At 45.6% G+C, this 19806-nt stretch carries 13 protein-coding genes; 11 read left to right on the top strand and 2 right to left on the bottom strand.

Annotation, left to right across the window (positions count from 1 at the left end; translation table 11 throughout):
* Nucleotides 1-4: 4 nt before the first annotated feature.
* The gene (locus QWZ07_RS06165; RefSeq protein ID WP_192852415.1) at nt 5-2065 is read left to right on the top strand and encodes a prolyl oligopeptidase family serine peptidase; all 2061 of its coding nucleotides are present in this window, start codon (nt 5-7) and stop codon (nt 2063-2065) included.
* Here the strand turns inward: QWZ07_RS06165 and QWZ07_RS06170 are convergent.
* Nucleotides 2062-2385 (bottom strand): hypothetical protein, encoded by a 324-nt coding sequence (locus QWZ07_RS06170; protein WP_102517909.1) that lies wholly within the window; start codon nt 2383-2385, stop codon nt 2062-2064. The two genes, QWZ07_RS06165 and QWZ07_RS06170, sit on opposite strands and share 4 nt — an antisense overlap.
* A 53-nt stretch (nt 2386-2438) precedes the next feature.
* Here QWZ07_RS06170 and QWZ07_RS06175 point away from each other — a divergent pair, with 53 nt between their 5' ends.
* The 9 genes from QWZ07_RS06175 to QWZ07_RS06215 all read left to right on the top strand — a co-directional run bounded on the left by QWZ07_RS06175 (nt 2439) and on the right by QWZ07_RS06215 (nt 15622).
* The gene (locus QWZ07_RS06175; protein WP_192852416.1) at nt 2439-3779 is read left to right on the top strand and encodes a carbohydrate porin; all 1341 of its coding nucleotides are present in this window, start codon (nt 2439-2441) and stop codon (nt 3777-3779) included.
* A 198-nt stretch (nt 3780-3977) separates the two neighbouring features.
* The gene (locus QWZ07_RS06180) at nt 3978-5996 is read left to right on the top strand and encodes a methyl-accepting chemotaxis protein (RefSeq protein ID WP_192852417.1); all 2019 of its coding nucleotides are present in this window, start codon (nt 3978-3980) and stop codon (nt 5994-5996) included.
* Between the two features lie 442 nt (nt 5997-6438).
* Nucleotides 6439-7446, top strand: a complete 1008-nt coding sequence (locus QWZ07_RS06185) for a LacI family DNA-binding transcriptional regulator (protein WP_012601182.1) — start codon at nt 6439-6441, stop codon at nt 7444-7446.
* Nucleotides 7447-7464: 18 nt separating this feature from the next.
* Nucleotides 7465-8712, top strand: a complete 1248-nt coding sequence (locus tag QWZ07_RS06190; protein WP_102291497.1) for an ABC transporter substrate-binding protein — start codon at nt 7465-7467, stop codon at nt 8710-8712.
* Between the two features lie 66 nt (nt 8713-8778).
* Nucleotides 8779-9765, top strand: a complete 987-nt coding sequence (locus QWZ07_RS06195) for a carbohydrate ABC transporter permease (protein WP_009846152.1) — start codon at nt 8779-8781, stop codon at nt 9763-9765.
* 1 nt (nt 9766) lies between these two features.
* Entirely contained in the window at nt 9767-10660 is an 894-nt protein-coding gene (locus QWZ07_RS06200) for a carbohydrate ABC transporter permease (RefSeq protein WP_009846153.1), read from the top strand.
* Between the two features lie 17 nt (nt 10661-10677).
* Entirely contained in the window at nt 10678-12027 is a 1350-nt protein-coding gene (locus QWZ07_RS06205; RefSeq protein ID WP_192852418.1) for a GH1 family beta-glucosidase, read from the top strand.
* The gene (locus QWZ07_RS06210; protein WP_009846155.1) at nt 12027-13118 is read left to right on the top strand and encodes an ABC transporter ATP-binding protein; all 1092 of its coding nucleotides are present in this window, start codon (nt 12027-12029) and stop codon (nt 13116-13118) included. The genes QWZ07_RS06205 and QWZ07_RS06210 overlap by 1 nt, the downstream gene beginning before the upstream one ends.
* Nucleotides 13119-13207: 89 nt before the next feature.
* Complete coding sequence (locus QWZ07_RS06215) at nt 13208-15622, top strand: glycoside hydrolase family 94 protein (protein WP_192852419.1); 2415 nt, start codon at nt 13208-13210, stop codon at nt 15620-15622.
* A gap of 73 nt (nt 15623-15695) precedes the next feature.
* On the opposite strand, the gene QWZ07_RS06220 is transcribed toward QWZ07_RS06215, so the two are convergent.
* Nucleotides 15696-16643 (bottom strand): aldose 1-epimerase, encoded by a 948-nt coding sequence (locus QWZ07_RS06220; protein WP_192852420.1) that lies wholly within the window; start codon nt 16641-16643, stop codon nt 15696-15698.
* Nucleotides 16644-16707: 64 nt separating this feature from the next.
* Here QWZ07_RS06220 and QWZ07_RS06225 point away from each other — a divergent pair, with 64 nt between their 5' ends.
* Complete coding sequence (locus tag QWZ07_RS06225) at nt 16708-19782, top strand: GH116 family glycosyl hydrolase (protein WP_192852421.1); 3075 nt, start codon at nt 16708-16710, stop codon at nt 19780-19782.
* The last annotated feature ends 24 nt before the right edge of the window (nt 19783-19806 follow it).

Consider the following 19806-nt stretch of genomic DNA (forward strand, 5'->3'; position numbering starts at 1 on the left):
CACGATGAGCTATTTAAAAGAGTATCAATATCCAATCACCAATAAACAGATCGTCAGCGATGACTATTTTGGTCAGATAATCGAAGACCCATATCGCTGGTTAGAAGACGACAGAAGTGACGAAACCGCGCAATGGGTGGCGAGTCAAAATGAAGTCACATTCGATTACCTTGCTCAAATCCCGTATCGCGCAGAACTGCGAGAGCGATTAGCGAAAGCGCAAGACTACAAAAAGAGCTCACAGCCGTTTGTGCGAGGTGATTACACCTATTTCTATAAGAATGATGGACTGCAGAATCACAGTATTCTTTATCGTCAGAAAGAAGGTCAGTCGATTGAAGTGTTCCTAGACCCGAATACCTTCTCGGAAGATGGGACCACATCACTGGGCTCGGTGTCGTTTTCGAAAGATTACAGCCTAGTGGCATACAGTATTTCAGAGGGTGGTAGCGACTGGCGTAAGATCTTTGTGATTGATACTGAGACTAAGCAGCAGCTTGAAGCCGAAATCACAGACGCTAAATTTACCGGTATTTCTTGGTTGGGTAATCGCGGCTTTTATTACTCTAGCTACGACAAGCCCGACGGCAGCCAGCTTTCAGCACGTACCGAACAGCACAAACTTTACTTCCATGAGTTGGGTGCAGAGCAAGCTAGCGACAAAGTGATTTTTGGTGAGAACAACGCTGAGCAGCACCGATATGTATCAGGCTATACCACCGAAGATGACCGTTACTTGATCATTCTAGGGCGAGAGTCGACATCGGGTAACAGACTGTTCTATATCGATTTAAACTCACCAGAACAACAGCTGAATACGCTGATTGATCATGTGGATAGCGATACTTATCTCATCGATAACCAAGATGATACCTTCATTCTATATACGAATCTTGATGCGCCTAATGGCAAGGTGGTGAGCTTTGATACTCGCGATGGGAAATGGCTCGAAATCATCCCTGAAAAGCCACAGCCATTGGATATCAGTACGGGCGGTGGCTACTTATTTGCCCACTACATGGTGGATGTGGTGTCTAAGATTGAGCAGTTGGATTACCAAGGCAATCTGGTTCGTGAAATCCACTTACCAGGTCTCGGAACGGCCAGTGGCTTGGGTGGTAAAAAAGAGCAATCTCAGCTTTATTACACCTTTACCAACTATGTTACGCCGCCAACGATTTTCTCTTTTGATGTTGAATCTGGAAGCTCTGAAATCTACCAACGCTCTGAGTCTCCGTTTGAGTCGGATCAGTTTGAGTCTAAACAAGTCTTCTATACCTCGAAGGATGGCACCAAGGTTCCGATGCTTATCTCTTATAAGAAGGGATTAGTGTTAGATGGCAATAATCCAACCATGTTGTACGCCTATGGTGGCTTTAACGTTAGCCTAACGCCTTCTTTCTCGGGCACGGTGGGCAGTTGGCTAGAACTGGGTGGCGTATATGCGGTGCCAAACCTGCGTGGCGGTGGTGAGTATGGTAAGGCGTGGCACAAAGCCGGAACTCAGCAGAAAAAGCAGAATGTCTTTGACGACTTCATTGCTGCTGCCGAGTTCTTAATGGAAGAAAACTACACCAGTAGCGATAAGTTGGCGATTCGCGGCGGTTCTAACGGAGGCTTGCTGGTAGGCGCTTGTATGACACAAAGGCCAGAGCTGTTCCAAGTGGCCCTGCCTGCGGTTGGTGTGCTGGACATGTTGCGTTACCACACATTCACGTCTGGCGAAGGTTGGGCGTACGACTACGGTACATCAGCGCAAAATAAAGAGATGTTCGAATACCTGCTTGGTTATTCTCCGGTTCATAATGTGGTGCGCGGCACGGACTATCCAGCAACATTGGTTACCACCGCGGATCACGATGACCGTGTGGTACCGGCTCACTCTTATAAGTTCATCTCAGAGCTGCAAGATAAGCATGAAGGCGGTGCGCCCGTGATGATTCGTATCGATGTTAATGCGGGCCATGGTGCTGGAATGCCGCTGAGTAAAGCGATCGATCTCACTGCTGATATCTACGCATTTACCCTGTTCAATATGGGAATAGAGTCCCTAGATTCAATCTAAAAAATACTTAATTTTAGATAACTGGGTATTTGACTCAGTCCGAAAAGCCTCAAAATCTGCCTTAGATTTTGAGGCTTTTCATATATATGAAAATCAATCAAATTCACATCCAATTCTCTTTGTTTTTCTACACCCTTTTCCGTGATAGCCGCCACCATTACTGATGAAATGAAAGCGATTTCAAGCTGAAATATCACGCATGTTTGTTCATAACTTATTGATCTAAATGTAGTAGTTTTCCCCGTGAATTTTCTAAAAGTTTCATGACATTTAAGCTGATTTATCAGTGTGAACAGCGACCAACTTTTCAACTCTTTCATTGCTTAATATTTCCCTGTTCGATGAAAACTCAAAAAAATAATAGGGAATTACAATGCAAAAATTTAAGCTTTTGCCAATAACGGTCGCAGTGGCGGCTTCGCTTGCTTCACTCTCTTCTTTTGCTGCAGAGACGGATCTTGCTGCTCTAGAACAACGAATCCAAGAGTTGGAATCTCAGGTTGGAGACATCAAGTACACTGATGACCAACAACAAGCGGTTCTAACTTCAGAAACGAATGTACCAGATGGCATTGTCTTCTCTGGTTACGCTCGTTACGGCGCTCACTACAAAAGCGGTGATGAACGTTACGTAGACATCGGTACAACAGGTCGTTCTGTCGGTCGTTTAGGTAACGAAGCTAATGGTGGTGAGGTTCAGCTAGCTAAACTTTTCGAAGCTGACAATGGCGCTATCTGGGACATCGTATTCATGGCTGACCACTGGGAAGCTGACGCTTGGGCTGACGACGGCGGCTTGAGCATGAAAAAAATGTACGCTGGTGTAACCAATGTATTTGAAAGCCAACCAGAACTTTACATGTGGGCTGGTCGCGACTTCCATCAACGTCCGCAACAAGGTTTGAACGATTACTTCTGGATGACACACGATGGTCAAGGCGCTGGTTTTAACAACTTAGATTTCGGCGGCGCGAAGCTAGATATGGGCTTTGTAGGCCAAGTGAAAGGCGGCCTAGTGAATGACAACGGCCGATACGCGGTGACTGCGAAACTACACAGTATCAACGCTGGTATCGGTAACCTAGATCTTTACGCAAACTACGGCTTTGCTTCTGATGAAGCTGATACTTCTACTACGACTGAGTATGTATATAACCCTCTTACAGACAAAATGGAACCAGTGGTAACACCGGGTCAAAAAGTCAGTGATGAAACGGCATACCTAGTAGGTGCTACTTTAGGACTAGGCGAGTCTAACAAGTTAGTTATGAAGTACGGTGACGGTGCAGATTCATCGGTATTTGAACTTAAAGGTGACTACCAAACTTTCTACGCAAGTTTAGAAGGTAACTACGCAGCATCGGATAAATTCATCATTGATTACCTAGTGTCGTACAAAGACAACTCTGGTGCAGACTTAGCTCGCGATAACACTGAGTATGCGGGTATCGTTCGTCCACAGTACCAATGGGATGACGTTCATTCTACTTGGTTAGAAGCGGGCTACGGCATGGTTGATTACGATGACGACGGTGAAGAGAACGCGTGGAAAGTAACCTTGTCTCAAAACGTTTCTCTAGGTGGCTTACCTTGGAGCCGTCCAATGCTTCGCTTCTACACAACCGTGGGTGATGTAGAAACTAAAGGCAACACAGTGAAGACAACCAATGTTGATACATTGTCGTTCGGCGCAATGTTTGAAGCTTGGTGGTAATCAACAGATAGAAAGAGCAACGCTTTGAATTAGGCATATTTTCAAAGCGTTCATGTTGAAATAGCCATACGTTACAAATAGTAAGTACATACTGTCCATTTTAGCCCTAAAGGCAGATTGATTAGGGCACGTTAAATAACTCCATTCTTGGGCACATTTTATGTGCCCTTTTTTTCGCCACTAGATCAAGGAATAACGATGAGACTTTCTTCCATTGTGTCTCGAGTTTATTTAGGTTTCTTCACGCTGATCGTGATCATGCTGGGTAGCGCATGGTTGAGTATTAGCAGCAATAAGAACATAACCTCACACATCGAAACCATCACTCAACAAGCCACCCCTTTAATACTCCAATCCTCCACGCTTACCATCCGTTTTTTGGATATTAACCGAAGCTCCATTCCTTATTTATCAGCGGATTATGTTGATGAGCTAGAGCCACTCAAACAAGTCGTTGTGAATAACATCGAGCATTATCAGGAGCAATTGAATTGGTTTGAAGGCAAGAGCACGGCAGGGTCGTCTCTTGAATCCATACTCCAGAATATTGATGAAACGGGCGTTGCCACCATCGATAAGATAGACCAGACCTTAAACTTATACGTTTCTTATTTGGATACGAAAGACCTCGGTTCGATAGAGCAGGCACAATTTCAATCGGTAGTGGGCCAACTCAACAATACCTTGGTGAATCAACTGGCGAACGCGAGCTCAGATGCAACGCAAAAAGCAGTAGAAGCATTACTGGTTCAATTGAGCTTGATTGCGGCAGAAGCCAATGAGGCTTTTTCACTGCAAACGTCATCGGAGGTTCGTGGAGTAGAGCGTCGCCTACAAAGTCGTCACGAGCGATTTGAAGAGGCTGTTGCCAATTTGGAGGCGCAGGATCCGGCTTTAGTGCGACGGAGCAAGCAGTCTTTGTCACTGCTCGCTTCCCATGCCTTTTCAGCGCAAGGCTCAGTGTCGACGCACATGGAAACCGTTAAGTTGCATGAGTCGATAACCGAACAGAGAGTTGAGATTGAACAGGCGATTGATGTGCAGCTAGGGTACTTCGACGAACTTTCTACGTACGCCGAACACACCGCAACAAACCTGTATCAAGAGTCGATGGAATCATCCAATCAAGCGCTTTTGATGCAGGTAATTATTTCGACTGCATCGGTTCTGATTGCGCTTTTGATAGGCGTTAACATCGCAAAAGGCATCCGTAAGCCAAGTAAATTGGTACAAGGTGCGTTAGACCAAGTCGCCAACAAAGACCTGAGTTCTCAGGTTCAATATCAAGCCAATAATGAATTCGGTTTAGTGAGCGACAAGGTCAATTTGGTGATCAGCCACTTAACACACGTGATTGAAAACATGCGCCAATCATCTCTGCATTTAAAGGAAGCGTCTCTAGATAATCAAAGTACCAGCGGTTCATTGCGTGAGGCGATGTTAGACCAAACCAATCAAACCGTAATGGTGGCAACGGCGATGGAACAGATCGAATGTTCCGTGACTGAAATAACTCAAGCGGCCAACCAAACACTGACACTGGTGACATCGGCTGTCACCAGCTCAAGCGCAGGGCAACAAACCATGGGTAAGAATGTTGACCTAATGGGCGTTTTGGAAAGTAAGTTGGCAGAATCAACAAGCACAATCGACAAACTTGAGAAAGAGAGTGCCAGCATTGGTTCTATTCTTGATGTGATCTCCGGTATTTCAGAACAAACTAACTTGTTGGCATTGAACGCAGCCATTGAAGCCGCTCGTGCTGGCGAGCAAGGTCGAGGGTTCTCTGTGGTCGCCGACGAAGTGAGAGTGTTAGCCGCAAAAACCAATGCATCAACGCAAGAGATACACAACAAGATTGAACGGCTTCAAAACAGTTCTAAATTGGCTGTTGAACAAATCAATCAGTGCGTTGCAGATATGGCGCAATGTGTTGAGCAAACGGGTGAAGTGAATCAATCCATATCGACCGTGTATGGTTTGCTCAATGAAGTCGAACAAAGAAGCCATCAGATCGCAACGGCGACCACAGAGCATCAAGTTGTCGCGTCCCAAGTGACGCAAAGTATCAGCCAGATACATGAATTGGCAGAAGAAAACTCCCAGCGTTCACAGGTACTCTTTTCCCACGGTCAGCAATTAGAAATCATGTCGCAACAGCAATTCTCACTGACTCAAGAGTTTAAGTTACCGAAGCCATCTGAAAATAAGGATTAGACATCTATCTGAGTCTTAATGATTCCATGCCCAGCTTTTTGCTGGGCATTTTTGTGTCGGGTCAGCGGAGCATTAATGTGAGTGTTCATGAGATGAAATGTTCTTATACAATTTCGAAAGGCCATTGAAATAACAAGGCCACTTTCCCCGTGTATATTGCCTTCAGCTGCGGATTCATCAACAAATGACGCTTCAAAAAAATGGATTTTGGTGTACTTGTTTGATCTGACGAGCAAGTAATCGAACGTCATCTTGATAATATGAACAATAATCTCATGAAATAGTTTCATGGCGTGAAGTTAATCTGTAAGCGCTTTCATGATTTCCACAACTGGCCTTTTTACCTCCAACTTTAGTGTGATGACACTCACTTCAACCAAGACGCCTTTCTTTAATAATCGTTTTGTAAGCGGTTACAAGCTAATGAAGTATCGAGGTTCGAGTGGCGACAATTAAACACGTATCAGAACATGCAGGTGTGTCTCAGGCGACAGTGTCTAGAGTTATTAATGGCACTAGCAGAGTCAGTCATGACAAGAAGCTAAAGGTTGAAAAAGCGATCAAAGAATTGGGTTATCGCCCGAACTCTATCGCTCAAGCTTTGGCGTCAAGTCGTACCGGTAGTGTTGGCGTTGTTGTTCCAGAACTTGGCGGTTCTTTCTATTCAGGCATTTTGCATTGCATAGAAGAAAACCTACGCCGCTTTGGTTACCACGCTGTCGTTACAGCGGGTTCGAACACCGAACAAGGGCAGCGCGAGTCGGTGGAGTTTCTGCTGGGGCGTCGTGTTGATGCTTTGATTCTTCATACTCAACTGCTCAGTGATGATTATTTAATTGAATTGGAAGAACAGGGGACCCCTGTGGTTTTGATTAACCGCTTCATCCCAGAAATGGCGATGAGTTGCATTGATATTGATAACGAAGTCGGGGGGCTACTCGCTACTCAATATCTTTTGCAAAAGGGACATACAGATATCGCGTGTATTACCGGGCCTTTAGATAAAGCAGACGCTAGGGGGCGTTTGCAGGGGTATCGAAAGGCCTTGGAAGAAGCGGGTGTGCCATACGATGAAGCCTTAGTCTCGGAAGCGGGCTTTACTGAAGAGACGGGCATCAGTGCAATGAAGAAGCTGATGAATCGTAAGTGTCATTTCACAGCAGTATTTGCTTCGAATGATCACATGGCATTTGGCGCCTTTGAGGTGCTGCATCAAGAGGGGCTGTCAGTTCCGAAAGATGTATCACTGGTGGGCTTCGATAACACCATCTTCGCGCGCTATCTGACCCCTAGTTTGACCACTATTAATTTCCCAATTGAAGAGATGAGCATTGAAGCGGTGCAGCTCACTCTGCAAAAGCTAAAGAAAATAAAACATGACGTGAACTTTAAATTGCTGCCGACGTTGGTCACTAGAAACTCGGTTTCGGATTTACCAGTTACCCTATAAAAATATTAAGGATAGAACATGAAATTTAAGACCTTAGCGCTTTCATGCGCGGTTGCTTTAGGATTAGGTACAACAGCTGCAAATGCAGCAGACAAAGAAATTCGTTTCGACGGTTTCCCTGATTTCGATAGCAGCCTAAAGGTATTACTGCCTGATTTCGAAAAGGAAACGGGTATCAAAGTTGATTACCTTATGAACAACCACGGTGACCACCACACGAAACTGACAACGAACCTTGCAACAGGTTCTGGTGCGGGTGATGTGATTGTTGTGGACGTTGAGAAAATTGGCCCATTCGTGGGTTCTGGCGGCCTAGTTAACTTGTCTGAAAACTACGGTGCAGATAAGTACGAAGAACGATTCGCACCTTACGCATGGGCACAGGGCAAAGGCGCTGATGGCGATATGTACGGCATCCCTGTCGACCTTGGTCCTGGCGTTATGTACTACCGTACTGACGTGTTCGAAAAAGCAGGCATTAATGTAGAAGACGCAATCAAAGATTGGGACTCATACATCGCTGCTGGTGAAAAATTGAAAGCGCAAAACGTACAACTTATCGCTTCGGCAGCCGACGTAGCACAAGCGATTATCTTCACGACGGTTCCTGAAGGTGAAGGTCTGTACTTCGATAAAGATGGCAACCCAGTCGTGACATCAGAGCGTTTTGTTCACGCTTTTGAAGTCGCAAAAGAGATTCGCGACAAAGGCTTAGACGGCCGCATTCTGGCTTGGTCTAACGAATGGTACGAAGGTTTCCGCAACGGCACATTTGCAACTCAACTTTCTGGCGCTTGGCTTCTTGGTCACCTAAACAACTGGATTGCTCCTGAAACTAAAGGTAAGTGGGCAGTAGAAAACCTACCTGATGGTATCTACGGCAGCTGGGGCGGTTCATTCCTATCTATCCCAACTCAATCAGAAAACCCAGATGAAGCTTGGGCGCTTATTGAATACATGACGACGGATCGTGAAGTACAGCTTAAACACTTCGAAACGATTGCTGCTTTCCCAGCGAACATCACCACGTATGACGATGAGCTTTTCCAAGAAGAGATGGAATTCCTAGGCGGACAAAAAGCCCGTCTACTGTTTGCTGAAGTGGCACAGAACATCAAACCCGTCTCTCCAGCACAAGGCGACCACGTTGCACGTTCTATTATCTTAGAGAACGCTTTGATGGAAGTACTTGATGAAGGCAAAGACATCAAGACAGCGCTTAAAGAGGCTGAGCGTCTAATCAAGCGTCGCACGCGTAATCTTTAATTTGTTTTTATTTTAAGTAAGTGAGGAAGCGTGGATAACGCGCTTCCTTTTTAAGAGGTCGTTACTATGAATCATACAGCGAGCACAACGATAGAACCTGCGGACAAAAGCCTTTTTTCTCGTCTAAATTTGAAAGCGCTTACACCGTATGGATTTCTTCTGCCGTTTCTGATCATTTTTTCTGTATTTGGGATCTTCCCGCTGTTGTTCTCTGTTTACCTGTCGTTCCACGAGTGGAACCCGGTAAGAGGCATGGATGCGATGGAGTTCGTTGGTTTTGAAAACTATCACATTGCTTTAACGGACCCATGGCTATGGCGTTCATTGAAGAACACGCTTTGGCTAGCGATCACTTCAGGCGTGGCTCAGCACTTAGTCGCTATTCCAGTGGCTTACATGTTGGTTTCAATGGGTGACCGTATGCGTCACTGGCTAACATCGGCGTACTTTCTACCGTTCATTACATCAACGGTCGCAGCGTCACTGATTTTCTTCAATATGTACTCTCCTAACTCAGGAATTATTAACCAAACGCTAATGGCTCTGGCCGATAGCACGCTGTTTGGTTGGGCATTTGCTTGGGTTAACGATTTCCAACCAATCCGTTGGTTAGACGATGCCACTATGGTGAAGCCGTCTATCGCAATCATGGTTTTCTGGAAATACACCGGTTTTAACATCGTCCTTTACACCACGGGTTTAATGACGATTCCTAAAGACATCTTAGAAGCTGCACGTATGGATGGTGCCAATGCCTTCCGCCGCTTCTGGAACATTTCACTACCAATGATTCGTCCATTCATCTTCTTTGCTATCACGATGACCATCATCGGTAACCTGCAAATGTTTGAAGAACCGTTCGTCCTAACACGTGGTACAGGTGGTACTGGCCAATCTGGTTTAACTATCTCGATGTACCTCTACAAAGTCGGTTGGGAATGGCTAGAAATGGGTACAGCATCTGCTATCTCGTGGTTACTGTTTGCTCTCATCGCGACTTGTACATTGGTTCAATTTTTACTCTTCGGTAAGAAAGGCTTAGGGGAACATTAAGATGTCGACATCAATTAAGACAAATACCTCACCACTAAGTGGACTGATACCAAGTGAACGCAGCATGTTCATTCTGACTAAGATCTTGATGGTCATGCTAGGTATCTTACTGGTTGTTTCAGCGCTAATTACAGTCTTTCCATTTGTATGGTCGGCACTGCTATCAACGCGTGACCGTTCTGAGATTTTCGGTACGGGCATTAGCTTTGCGATTGGCGATAGCCTGGCGATTAACTACGCCAAATTGCTTGAAATCATGCCGTTTTGGAAAGCGATGTTTAACTCGATTTACGTGGCTTTCTTAGGCACCACTATCTCGCTGCTGTTTTGTAGCATGGGTGGCTACGCGTTTGCTGTGTTTAAGTTCCGCGGTAAGAACGTGTTGTTCGGCATGCTGGTTGGCTCAATGGCGATTCCGCCTGTGCTTAGCTTGATCCCTTACTTCATGATCGTGAAATTCTTAGGCTTGTTGGATAACCACATGGCGGTATGGCTACCGTTCACCACCACACCATTTGGTATCTTCTTGATGCGTCAGCACGTGATTGCATCGATTCCAAAAGAGCTACTTGAAGCAGCGAAATTGGATGGTGCAGGTGAGTTCAGAACGTACTGGAGCGTGGTACTTCCACTGATGAAACCAGCATTGGCAACGCTTGCGATTGTTCAATTCGTTTTCTTCTGGAACATGTTTATGCAGCCTCTCGTGGTGCTAAACAACCCAGATAACTATGTTATTACGCAAGCACTTCGAAGTGTTCAAGGTATTCCGAATACGCCATGGGGCGCGGTAATGCTAGGCACCACAATTTCTATTTTACCGCTCGTGATTACTTACTTGTTCGCATCGAAACAGATGATCAGTGGTTTAACGTCCGGCGCAGTCAAAGGTTAGGTTTAAGGGTTATAACAATGAATAAATATCAACTTCCAAGTGATTCAAAGTTACGCAGTAAGGAATTTGTATTCGGTGTCGCGACATCTTCATACCAAATTGAAGGCGGCGTTGAAGAAGGCGGTCGTACACCGTCTATCTGGGACACTTTCTGTAAGACACCGGGCAAGGTCGATAACGGCGATAATGGTGATGTGGCGTGTGACCACTACCACTTATGGCAACAAGATATCGAGATGATTCAAGGCTTAGGCGTTGATGCTTACCGTCTCTCTATTGCATGGCCGCGCATCCTGCCACAAGACGGTGTCGTGAACCAGCAAGGTCTAGAGTTTTACGGTCAGATCATCGATGAGTGTCATGCTCGTGGCATGAAGGTGTATGTGACACTTTATCACTGGGATCTTCCGCAATACCTTGAAGATAAAGGCGGCTGGTTAAACCGCGAAACGTCTTACAAATTCGCAGAATACGCAGAAGTGGTGAGTAAATACTTTGGTGACAACATCGATGTGTACACCACGCTTAATGAACCGTTTGTGTCTGCATTTCTAGGCTACCGCTGGGGCGAACACGCGCCAGGTATCAAAGGTGAGAAAGAGGGCTACCTAGCATCTCACCACCTAATGCTGGCACATGGTTTGGCTATGCCGATCCTTCGTAACAATGCCCCTCATGCTAAGCATGGTGTGGTATTCAACGCGACTCCTGCTTACCCGCTGACACCACAAGACCAAGCGGCAGCAGACTACTGCGAAGCGGAAAACTACCACTGGTTCATCGACCCAGTATTGAAGGGTGAATACCCACAGTTAGTGGTTGAACGTCAAGCGATGAACATGCCGATGATCCTTGAAGGTGACTTAGACATCATCAGCGCACCGGTTGATTACATCGGTATCAACTACTACACACGCAATGTCGCTCGGTTCAATGAGAACGGCGATATTGAATCGGTGAAACAAACTGAAGCTGAACACACTTACATTGGCTGGGAAATTAACCCACAAGGTTTAACTGATTTATTGGTAAGACTGGATGCTCGTTATGAAAACATGCCACCTATCTACATTACAGAGAATGGTGCTGCAGGCAACGACGAGTGCGTTAACGGACAAGTGATGGACGAGCAACGCGTTCGTTATTTCCAAGGTCACATCGAAGCGGTTCACAACGCGGTTGAAGCGGGTGTGAAAGTCGACGGTTACTTCGCTTGGAGCTTGATGGATAACTTTGAGTGGGCATTCGGTTACTGCCAGCGTTTTGGCATTGTCCATGTTGACTACACCACCCAAGAAAGAACATTGAAACAGAGCGCAATTGCGTACCGAAATATGCTGCTAGAGCGCGCTGAGGAGAACAGATAATGGCTAAAGTAGAATTTAAGAACATCAAAAAATCATTCGGTGATGTTGAAGTCGTCAAAGAGTTTGATTTTACGGTTGAAGACGGTGAGTTCGTGGTTTTCCTTGGCCCATCTGGCTGTGGTAAATCGACAACGCTACGCATGCTTGCTGGCCTTGAAAGTATCAGTTCTGGTGACATCGTCGTTGGCGGCAAGTTGATGAATAAAGTCGACGCGAAAGACCGTGACCTGGCGATGGTATTCCAAAGCTACGCACTGTACCCGCACATGACGGTGTACGAGAACATCGCCTTTGCGCTAAAACTGAAGGGCATGCCAAAAGCAGAAATCGACGTAGAAGTGCTAAAAGCAGCGAAAATGCTAGAGCTTGACCCGCTACTGAACCGTAAGCCAAAAGAGCTTTCTGGTGGTCAGCGTCAGCGTGTAGCAATGGGCCGTGCGATGGTTCGTACTCCGAAAGTGTTCTTGTTTGATGAGCCGTTATCTAACCTAGATGCAAAACTTCGTGGCGTGATGCGCGAAGAGATCAAACACCTACACCGCGAGCTTAAAACCACTACGATCTACGTAACCCACGATCAGATCGAAGCGATGACACTGGCGGATCGCATCGTGATCCTGAAAGACGGTTATGTTGCTCAAGTTGGTACACCAACCGAGGTGTTCCAGCGTCCTGCAAACAAGTTTGTCGCGCAATTCATTGGTAACCCGTCAATGAACATGTTGGAAGCAAAACTGATTGAAAAAGAAGGCGAGTACTTCGTTGAAATTGGCGATGTTCATATCCCACTGCCTGAGCGTTTTAAGTCTCTGGCATCTAAGAACCTAGCGCTGCATTTTGGTGTTCGTCCAACAGACATTCACCTACGTGCCGAGCAAGTTGACCACGACCGCGTGCTGCCATTCCCTGTGAAAATCAAAGACAAGGAACTACTAGGCGCAAGCATTCTTCTGAAAACAGAAATTGGCGGTCAACCGCTGATGGTTGAAACCCAAGCGGCTGAAGTCGATGTAAAAGATCTGACGCTTTACTTGGATTTGGATGCTTTCCACTTGTTCGATGCTCTGAGTGAGAACTCGCTAGCGAGCTAGCCAATTTAAATCAGTCATTGAGCTGATACCAACCAACTTACGACAAATTGTTTTGGCTCCTCCTGATTTGGGAGGGGCTAGGGATAGTGATGATGAAATTCGGATATTTTGACGATAAAAACAAAGAATACGTAGCAACCACACCGTGTACACCGATCAAATGGTGTAACTATGTCGGCACATTAGATTTTGGTGGCATTGTCGATAGCAACGGCGGCGTACTACTGTGCAAAGGTGATCCAGCACTTAACCGCATCACCAAATACATTGCTCAACTGCCAAACTCAGATTTTAAAGGCTCGACCATGTACCTCAAGGTGCGTGATGAAGCTGGCAACGTAGAGGTGTTCTCACCTTTCTACACGCCAACCTTGAAGCCGCTAGATAAGTTTGAAAACCACACCGGTTTGTCATACACCACCATCGTTGCAGAAGCATTTGGTGTGCGTTGTGAAGCGACGTTCTTTGTACCAAAAGCTGACCAAGTACTGCTACAAGACATCAAAGTAACCAACATTTCAGACAAAGCACTGCACGTTGATGTGGTACCTGTGTATGAATTCACACACTTCGATGCGCTTAAACAGCTACTCAATGCGGACTGGGTTCCACAAACCATGACGCTGAAAGCGCATCAGCAAGAGTCGGGTCATACCGTGCTTGAGCAGTATGCTTTCATGAAGCGTGACTACGCGGTAAATCTGATGACAGCGGATCGCCCTGCGACGTCTTTTGATGGTGATCGCCAATCGTTCCTAGGTAATTTGGGCTACGGTACATGGGCAGCGCCAGAAGCACTAAACAATGATGAATTAGGCAACACCGAGTGTTTGCGTGGCGACAACATTGGCGCACTGAACCTGCGTCTAGGTTGGTTATCTCCAGAGCAGACCGAACGTACGATTGTACAAATCGCGCAAGAACAGAGCCTAGAAGCAGCATTGCCTCTGCTGGCTAAATATCGTGACCATCAAGTGGTCGATTCTGCTTTCGCTGAACTGGCTGTACATTGGGATGGTTACCTACAAGCGGTTCAGGTTGAAACGCCAGATCCGGCAATGAATTCAATGCTTAATGTACATAACCCACGTCAGTGTCACACCACCAAAAACTGGTCTCGTTACCTGTCTCTGTATCAGCTTGGCTATGGTGCTCGTGGTATCGGTTTCCGTGATTCTTCTCAAGATACCTTGGGTGTGATTACTCACATGCCAGAAGAGGCCCGTGAGTTCATTGAGCGTCTGTTGTCTGTTCAGAACACCAACGGTTCTGCGATGCATCAGTTCTTCCCATCAACCATGGAAGCGAACGCGGGTGACTCACGTGAAGAAGAAGATCGCCCTGATTACTACGGTGATGATCACCTGTGGATCATCTACGCGGTGACGCAATATGTGAAAGAAACGGGCAATGCAGACTTCTTGAATAAAGAGATCCCGTTCTATCAAAAAGACAAAGCGGGCAACCCAGTTGAAACTGGAACGGTTTGGAACCACCTGTGCCGCGCGATTGAATTCACCTACACCAATACTGGTGAGCACGGCCTACCGTTATTAGGTTTTGCTGACTGGAATGACACGGTAAACCTGCCAACGGGTGCTGAGTCGATGATGGTGGCGAACATGTACGGCAAAGCACTACTCGACATGTTGGACTTGTGTGAGCTGCGTGGCGAAGCGCAACTGACGGCTAAGTTTAACGATCAGTACCAACAGATGCAGAGTACGGTGAATGAGTGCGGTTGGGATGGCGAATGGTTTGTTCGTTACTTTGATGAGCAAGGTTTGCCAATCGGTTCTCATAAAAACGAGCAAGGTCAGATCTACACTAACGGTCAAAGCTGGCCTGTGATCTCTGGTTTCGCGACTCAAGAGCGTGCAACGCAAGCTCTAGATTCGGTTTACAACAAGCTGAATACAGCGAATGGCATTAAGCTTTCAACTCCTGGTTACAACGGCTTTGATCCGCAGCTAGGTGGTGTTTCAACTTACCCACCAGGTGCAAAAGAGAATGGCGGTATCTTCCTGCACTCTAACCCTTGGGTGATGATCGCAGAAGCGAAAATGGGCAACGGTGAGCGTGCTTACGAGTACTACCGTCAAATCAACCCAGCTTCGAAGAACGACGACATCGATACCTTTGAGTCTGAGCCATACTGCTACCCACAAAACATCTTGGGTGACGAGCATAAACAGTTCGGTTTAGGACGCAATGCATGGCTTTCAGGTACTTCATCTTGGACATACGTTGCGGGTACGCAATGGATTCTGGGTGTTCGCCCTGAAGTGGATGGCTTGCTGGTGGACCCATGTATTCCGGCAGAATGGCCTGAATTCAAAGTCCGTCGTCAGTTCCGTGGTGCGACATACCATATTCATGTCACTAACCCGAATAACGTCTGCAAAGGTGTGGTAGAAATGAAGGTAAATGGTGACCTGATTTCAGGTAATAAAGCGCCAGTGTTTACCTCTGGTGAGCACACCATCGAGGTGGTTTTAGGTTAACAAAGAGAAGGGCGCTTTATGCGCCCTTTATTGCTTTTTGGTTTCTCTTTAGTGTCGCTTTATTTTGGTTGCATCACTTTGGTTGATAACTAGCTTGGCATTGCCAAGTAAAGGTCTGAGATTGGTTCGGGCTAAGCGTCAATAAGCCTATCTGGTTATTGAATGCATCAGCTGGGCAAGTCATTGGTTCTATTGCAATACTTTGTTCGCTCGTCGGCGTGTAAAGCTGAACGAATGGGTAGCTTGCATCTTGTTGATAGCGAATAGCGGCAGACGAATCTGAGCGTGTAAACGCAAGTTGGTTGGTTGTCTTGGAATCAAATTCAAAGCAGTGATTTAAGCTTTGATTGGTGAGTGAATCACCCAAAGACAAACAGTCAAAAGCCAGTTTTTCACCATTGGGTAGGTCGTTTTCGTGGATGACCTCAGAGCAAGGCGACATAGCGAGTCCACATTGTGCTAGCTCAGTGCCGAGTGAGAAATAAGGGTGCCAAGCATCACCGAATGGGAATGCAGAATCACCAAGATTAGAGACGGTCGTTGAGCAAGTGAGTTTACCCGTGATATCGATAGTGAAGGTGACTTCAAGGTTGAACGCAAACGGGAAAGCAGGATGCAAAGATGACGTTTGATACTGCAACGTCACACTGGCGGATTCTTCAGTGGCTACGCTGTTTGTGATTGAAAAAGGTTGGTTGTAGAGCAGGCCATGTACGGCGTGATCAGACCAAGGAAAGTTAGCTGGGAGTTGATGGTTTTGGTTATCGAAACTGTAACGACCTAAGTTTAAACGGTTTGGAAAAGGAAATAATTTAGCACTGCGGGAAAAGAACGGATGTTGGTTGATCAGTTCATCATAATTCTGATAACCACAAATAAAAGAGAATGGACTGTTATTTACGGTGTATTTATTAATAACAGCACCAAATCCATTGATTATTTGAAGTTCTATACCATGCTGGTGGTTTATTAATGTGACTGAGTCAATATTTCCAAACTTTTCATTTATAATTTTAAACATGTTGATGTCTCCATTTTAAAAAGATATTAACAAGAAGAAAAAAATATTCAATGGCGGTTTTAAAATGAATAATAAAATTCCATATACGAGTTACTCAGGAAATTCGGAACACTTATGTAAAAAAGGTGATGCAGTTGAATTTATTCAACCTTGGTACACACCAATTTCTACCACACCAGAAAATACAGGTATGGCGGTGGGCGGAATTGGTAACACATTTACACTGACGCCAAACGGGAAAACACCAAATTTCAGCTTTATTCCGGGGATATTTGTTGATTGTTCAGAGCAAGTTATTAATTTTAATGATTTTTATGCGTCGGTGATGAATGTGCCGACCATCGATACGCTGCAAGTCAGTGATGAGCAAGAGCTGAGCGTTCACCTGAACTTTTATCCTGCCTTGTTCGATGGCAAGAAGATCGAAAGCAAAAACATATCAAATGCGATTAACCTGATTCGAGCAGCATTAAACAATGGTCGTTTCTACCAAGAAAATAAAGCTAACTTTACAAAGTGGAACGTTGAATTTTCAAATAAGACTCAATTGTTGATTGAAGAAGATTCATCTTCAACAATTTGTCAATTATATGTCGCCTTAGATTTCTTTAATGGTTTATTAACAAATGATACAACGAAGTTATTATCACTTACTGCGGGTGATAATAATGATATAGATAGTGTTAATGGCAGGGATATAGAATATCAAGCTTTGTATCCATTAGCTGAATATAAATACAGAAGCTTCGAAGATATTAATATAAAGCGAAAGGTAGTATCTCCGATCGTTAAAGAGAACAAACGCCTTTGTTCTTTACCGATGCACTGGAATCACTTCGAATTAACCAATAATTCAGCGCAAACGCGAGTTGTTACGCTTGCTCAACCGCTACAAAACTTGATTGGTTCAACCTATCAAAAAGGTCGCGATGGCATTCAAGATTCGGCGTGTACCTTGTCTCAAAACCCGATCGCTCAGCAGCATGAAGTGGTTAACTTAAAAGGCGAAAGTCACAGCTTTACGGGTGTTCAGCTGTCTAGCCAATCGCCTTATCAGAGCGATATTGAAGGCGAAGTGGTATTTGGTGTTCAAGCGGATAACCATTTGACGGAATCTGGCAAGGTCTCGATTTCTGTGAAGCCAACGCTTTACACCTCTAAGAGTACTCAACAAACAGAGTTCGCACTGAAAACAGGCCGCACAAACACTGAGTTCCAAACTGGTATCTACACAGGGCGTGAAGCTCTGAGCGCATTGGTGGTGGTTCAGGTTGAATTGGAAGCGGGTGAGTCTGTTGATCTGCGTTTTGCACAGGTAATGGCGCACAGCAAAGTCATGCTTAATGGCTGGTATTCAGATAAGGCTTACACGCAGTTTTACCCGCAAGCAAAGCCGGCACTGCCGATGTTAGAAGAGGTATTGCCAGAATTAGAAGCGATTGAGCAACAGATCGTCGAACAACAAACGGCTTTCCTAAAGCAAGCTCAAAGCAAGATATCGCAGCCCGAATCGGCATTGCGTTATGCGACTATGGCAATGAACTCATTGTCCTTCCTTGCCGAATCAACGGTATGGGATAAAGAAGATAAATTCTTGGTGAAAGAGTGTGTCGACTATCCATTCTTTAACTCGCTGGACGTGTATTTCTACGGCTCATTCTCACTGCTATATTTGTTGCCTGAGCTTGATGGCTGTGTGATGAAAGAGTTCTCGAAAGCCATTTTGGCGGAAGACTTTACCGAGCGCCGATACTGGGAATATGAAGCGACGCCGAATGCCGAATTGATTGATGACAAGTACCAAGGCGTGCGTGCTATTCGAGGTGCGGTGATCCACGACTTGGGCAGTCCATTCGACATCCAGCCAGACGCTTACAGCTGGCACAACGTGAAAGAATGGAAGGACTTAGCGCCGAAGTACATTCTGATGGTATACCGTCACTATCAAAACACCCAAGATATTTCTGTGGTTAAAGAGTGCTGGCAAGCCGTAACTGAAAGCATCGATTTCTTATCGAACTTGATCGCTGAAGGTGATGATTTACCACTAACCCGAGGCACAGACGATACCTTTGATAACCTTGCGTCTCACGGCATCTCTATTTACTGCGCGAGCCTTTGGGTAGCAGGTCTACAAGCGGCAAGCGAACTTGCAAAATTGATGAATGAAAGCGAGTTAGCCGCGGGCTACTTAACGCGCTCTCAAAAGGCGCTGGCGACAGTTGAGCAAAGCTTGTGGGATGAGAAAGAGGGTTACTACCACTTCTTCGTGACTCCAGTTCAAGCCAAGCATCTAACCGGTTCTGGCTATCAAGCTCTGGAAACCTTAGGCCTGACTTTGACGGGCGACGCAATTGCTGACAAGAGCACACTCAATGCCTATCTCAATGAAACGGATACCTCCATCAACATCAGTAAAGTATCTCAAAGAGTCTCTAAGAAACGCTTGCTGAGTGAGACCGCGCCACAAGCTTTTACACAAGAATACTTAGATCTAGTGCCAGATTCCGACAACAGCTTTGGCGATGCCTTGTTGGCCGACAGCTACCTAAAGCTCATCGGCTTGGACGGTATTTTCCCCCAACAGAACATCCAACGCGCATTGGACTATGTTTATAAGCACAACTTCGAAATTAATAGCCCCAAGTTGGGTGTTGCGAATATGACGTTAGCCGATGGCTCTCCACATGAAGCATTCCAGGCTCAAGATGTGTGGATTGGTGTTCAGTTTAGTGTGGCGACGGCGTTGAACTTAGCGGGAAAATCGCAACAAGCAGAAACATTGATGGATACCGTGTATACCGCGCTCTATGACTATTCGAAAATTCCATTTGCAGCGCCAGAGGGATTCAATTGCTCTGTGTCTGTCAATGAGAAAGATCTTATAGAAGTATTTAAAGTGTCGCAAAATGATGCGAAAAACTGGCTAAGTGCACTTAAATGTCAAAAGTGTGTGCTGTCTGACGGTCGTATCAACCCAACATTGACGAAAGATACTGATAATTTTGTTAAAATGTTGAGCGGTGAAATCCCGCTAGAAAAGCTGGCTGGCTTGCACAAATGGCTACTGAGTACTGGCTTGAAATACACGGCTGGTCGCTACTTTAGACCGGGGATGATCTTCGCCTACTTGTATTAACTTAATGACACGATTTTCAACGAA

Origin of the sequence: Vibrio lentus (assembly GCF_030409755.1) — a bacterium.
In the GTDB taxonomy this organism is placed as follows: Bacteria; Pseudomonadota; Gammaproteobacteria; order Enterobacterales; family Vibrionaceae; genus Vibrio; species Vibrio lentus.

What these genes read in the sequence shown, in the direction of transcription:
- QWZ07_RS06180 (WP_192852417.1), top strand. Translation starts at nt 3,978, where the DNA reads ATGAGACTTTCTTCCATTGTGTCTCGAGTTTATTTAGGTTTCTTCACG.
- QWZ07_RS06200 (WP_009846153.1), top strand. Translation starts at nt 9,767, where the DNA reads ATGTCGACATCAATTAAGACAAATACCTCACCACTAAGTGGACTGATA.
- QWZ07_RS06170 (WP_102517909.1), bottom strand. Translation starts at nt 2,385, where the DNA reads ATGAAAGAGTTGAAAAGTTGGTCGCTGTTCACACTGATAAATCAGCTT.
- QWZ07_RS06220 (WP_192852420.1), bottom strand. Translation starts at nt 16,643, where the DNA reads ATGTTTAAAATTATAAATGAAAAGTTTGGAAATATTGACTCAGTCACA.
- QWZ07_RS06195 (WP_009846152.1), top strand. Translation starts at nt 8,779, where the DNA reads ATGAATCATACAGCGAGCACAACGATAGAACCTGCGGACAAAAGCCTT.
- QWZ07_RS06225 (WP_192852421.1), top strand. Translation starts at nt 16,708, where the DNA reads ATGAATAATAAAATTCCATATACGAGTTACTCAGGAAATTCGGAACAC.
- QWZ07_RS06165 (WP_192852415.1), top strand. Translation starts at nt 5, where the DNA reads ATGAGCTATTTAAAAGAGTATCAATATCCAATCACCAATAAACAGATC.
- QWZ07_RS06210 (WP_009846155.1), top strand. Translation starts at nt 12,027, where the DNA reads ATGGCTAAAGTAGAATTTAAGAACATCAAAAAATCATTCGGTGATGTT.
- QWZ07_RS06175 (WP_192852416.1), top strand. Translation starts at nt 2,439, where the DNA reads ATGCAAAAATTTAAGCTTTTGCCAATAACGGTCGCAGTGGCGGCTTCG.
- QWZ07_RS06190 (WP_102291497.1), top strand. Translation starts at nt 7,465, where the DNA reads ATGAAATTTAAGACCTTAGCGCTTTCATGCGCGGTTGCTTTAGGATTA.
- QWZ07_RS06205 (WP_192852418.1), top strand. Translation starts at nt 10,678, where the DNA reads ATGAATAAATATCAACTTCCAAGTGATTCAAAGTTACGCAGTAAGGAA.
- QWZ07_RS06215 (WP_192852419.1), top strand. Translation starts at nt 13,208, where the DNA reads ATGATGAAATTCGGATATTTTGACGATAAAAACAAAGAATACGTAGCA.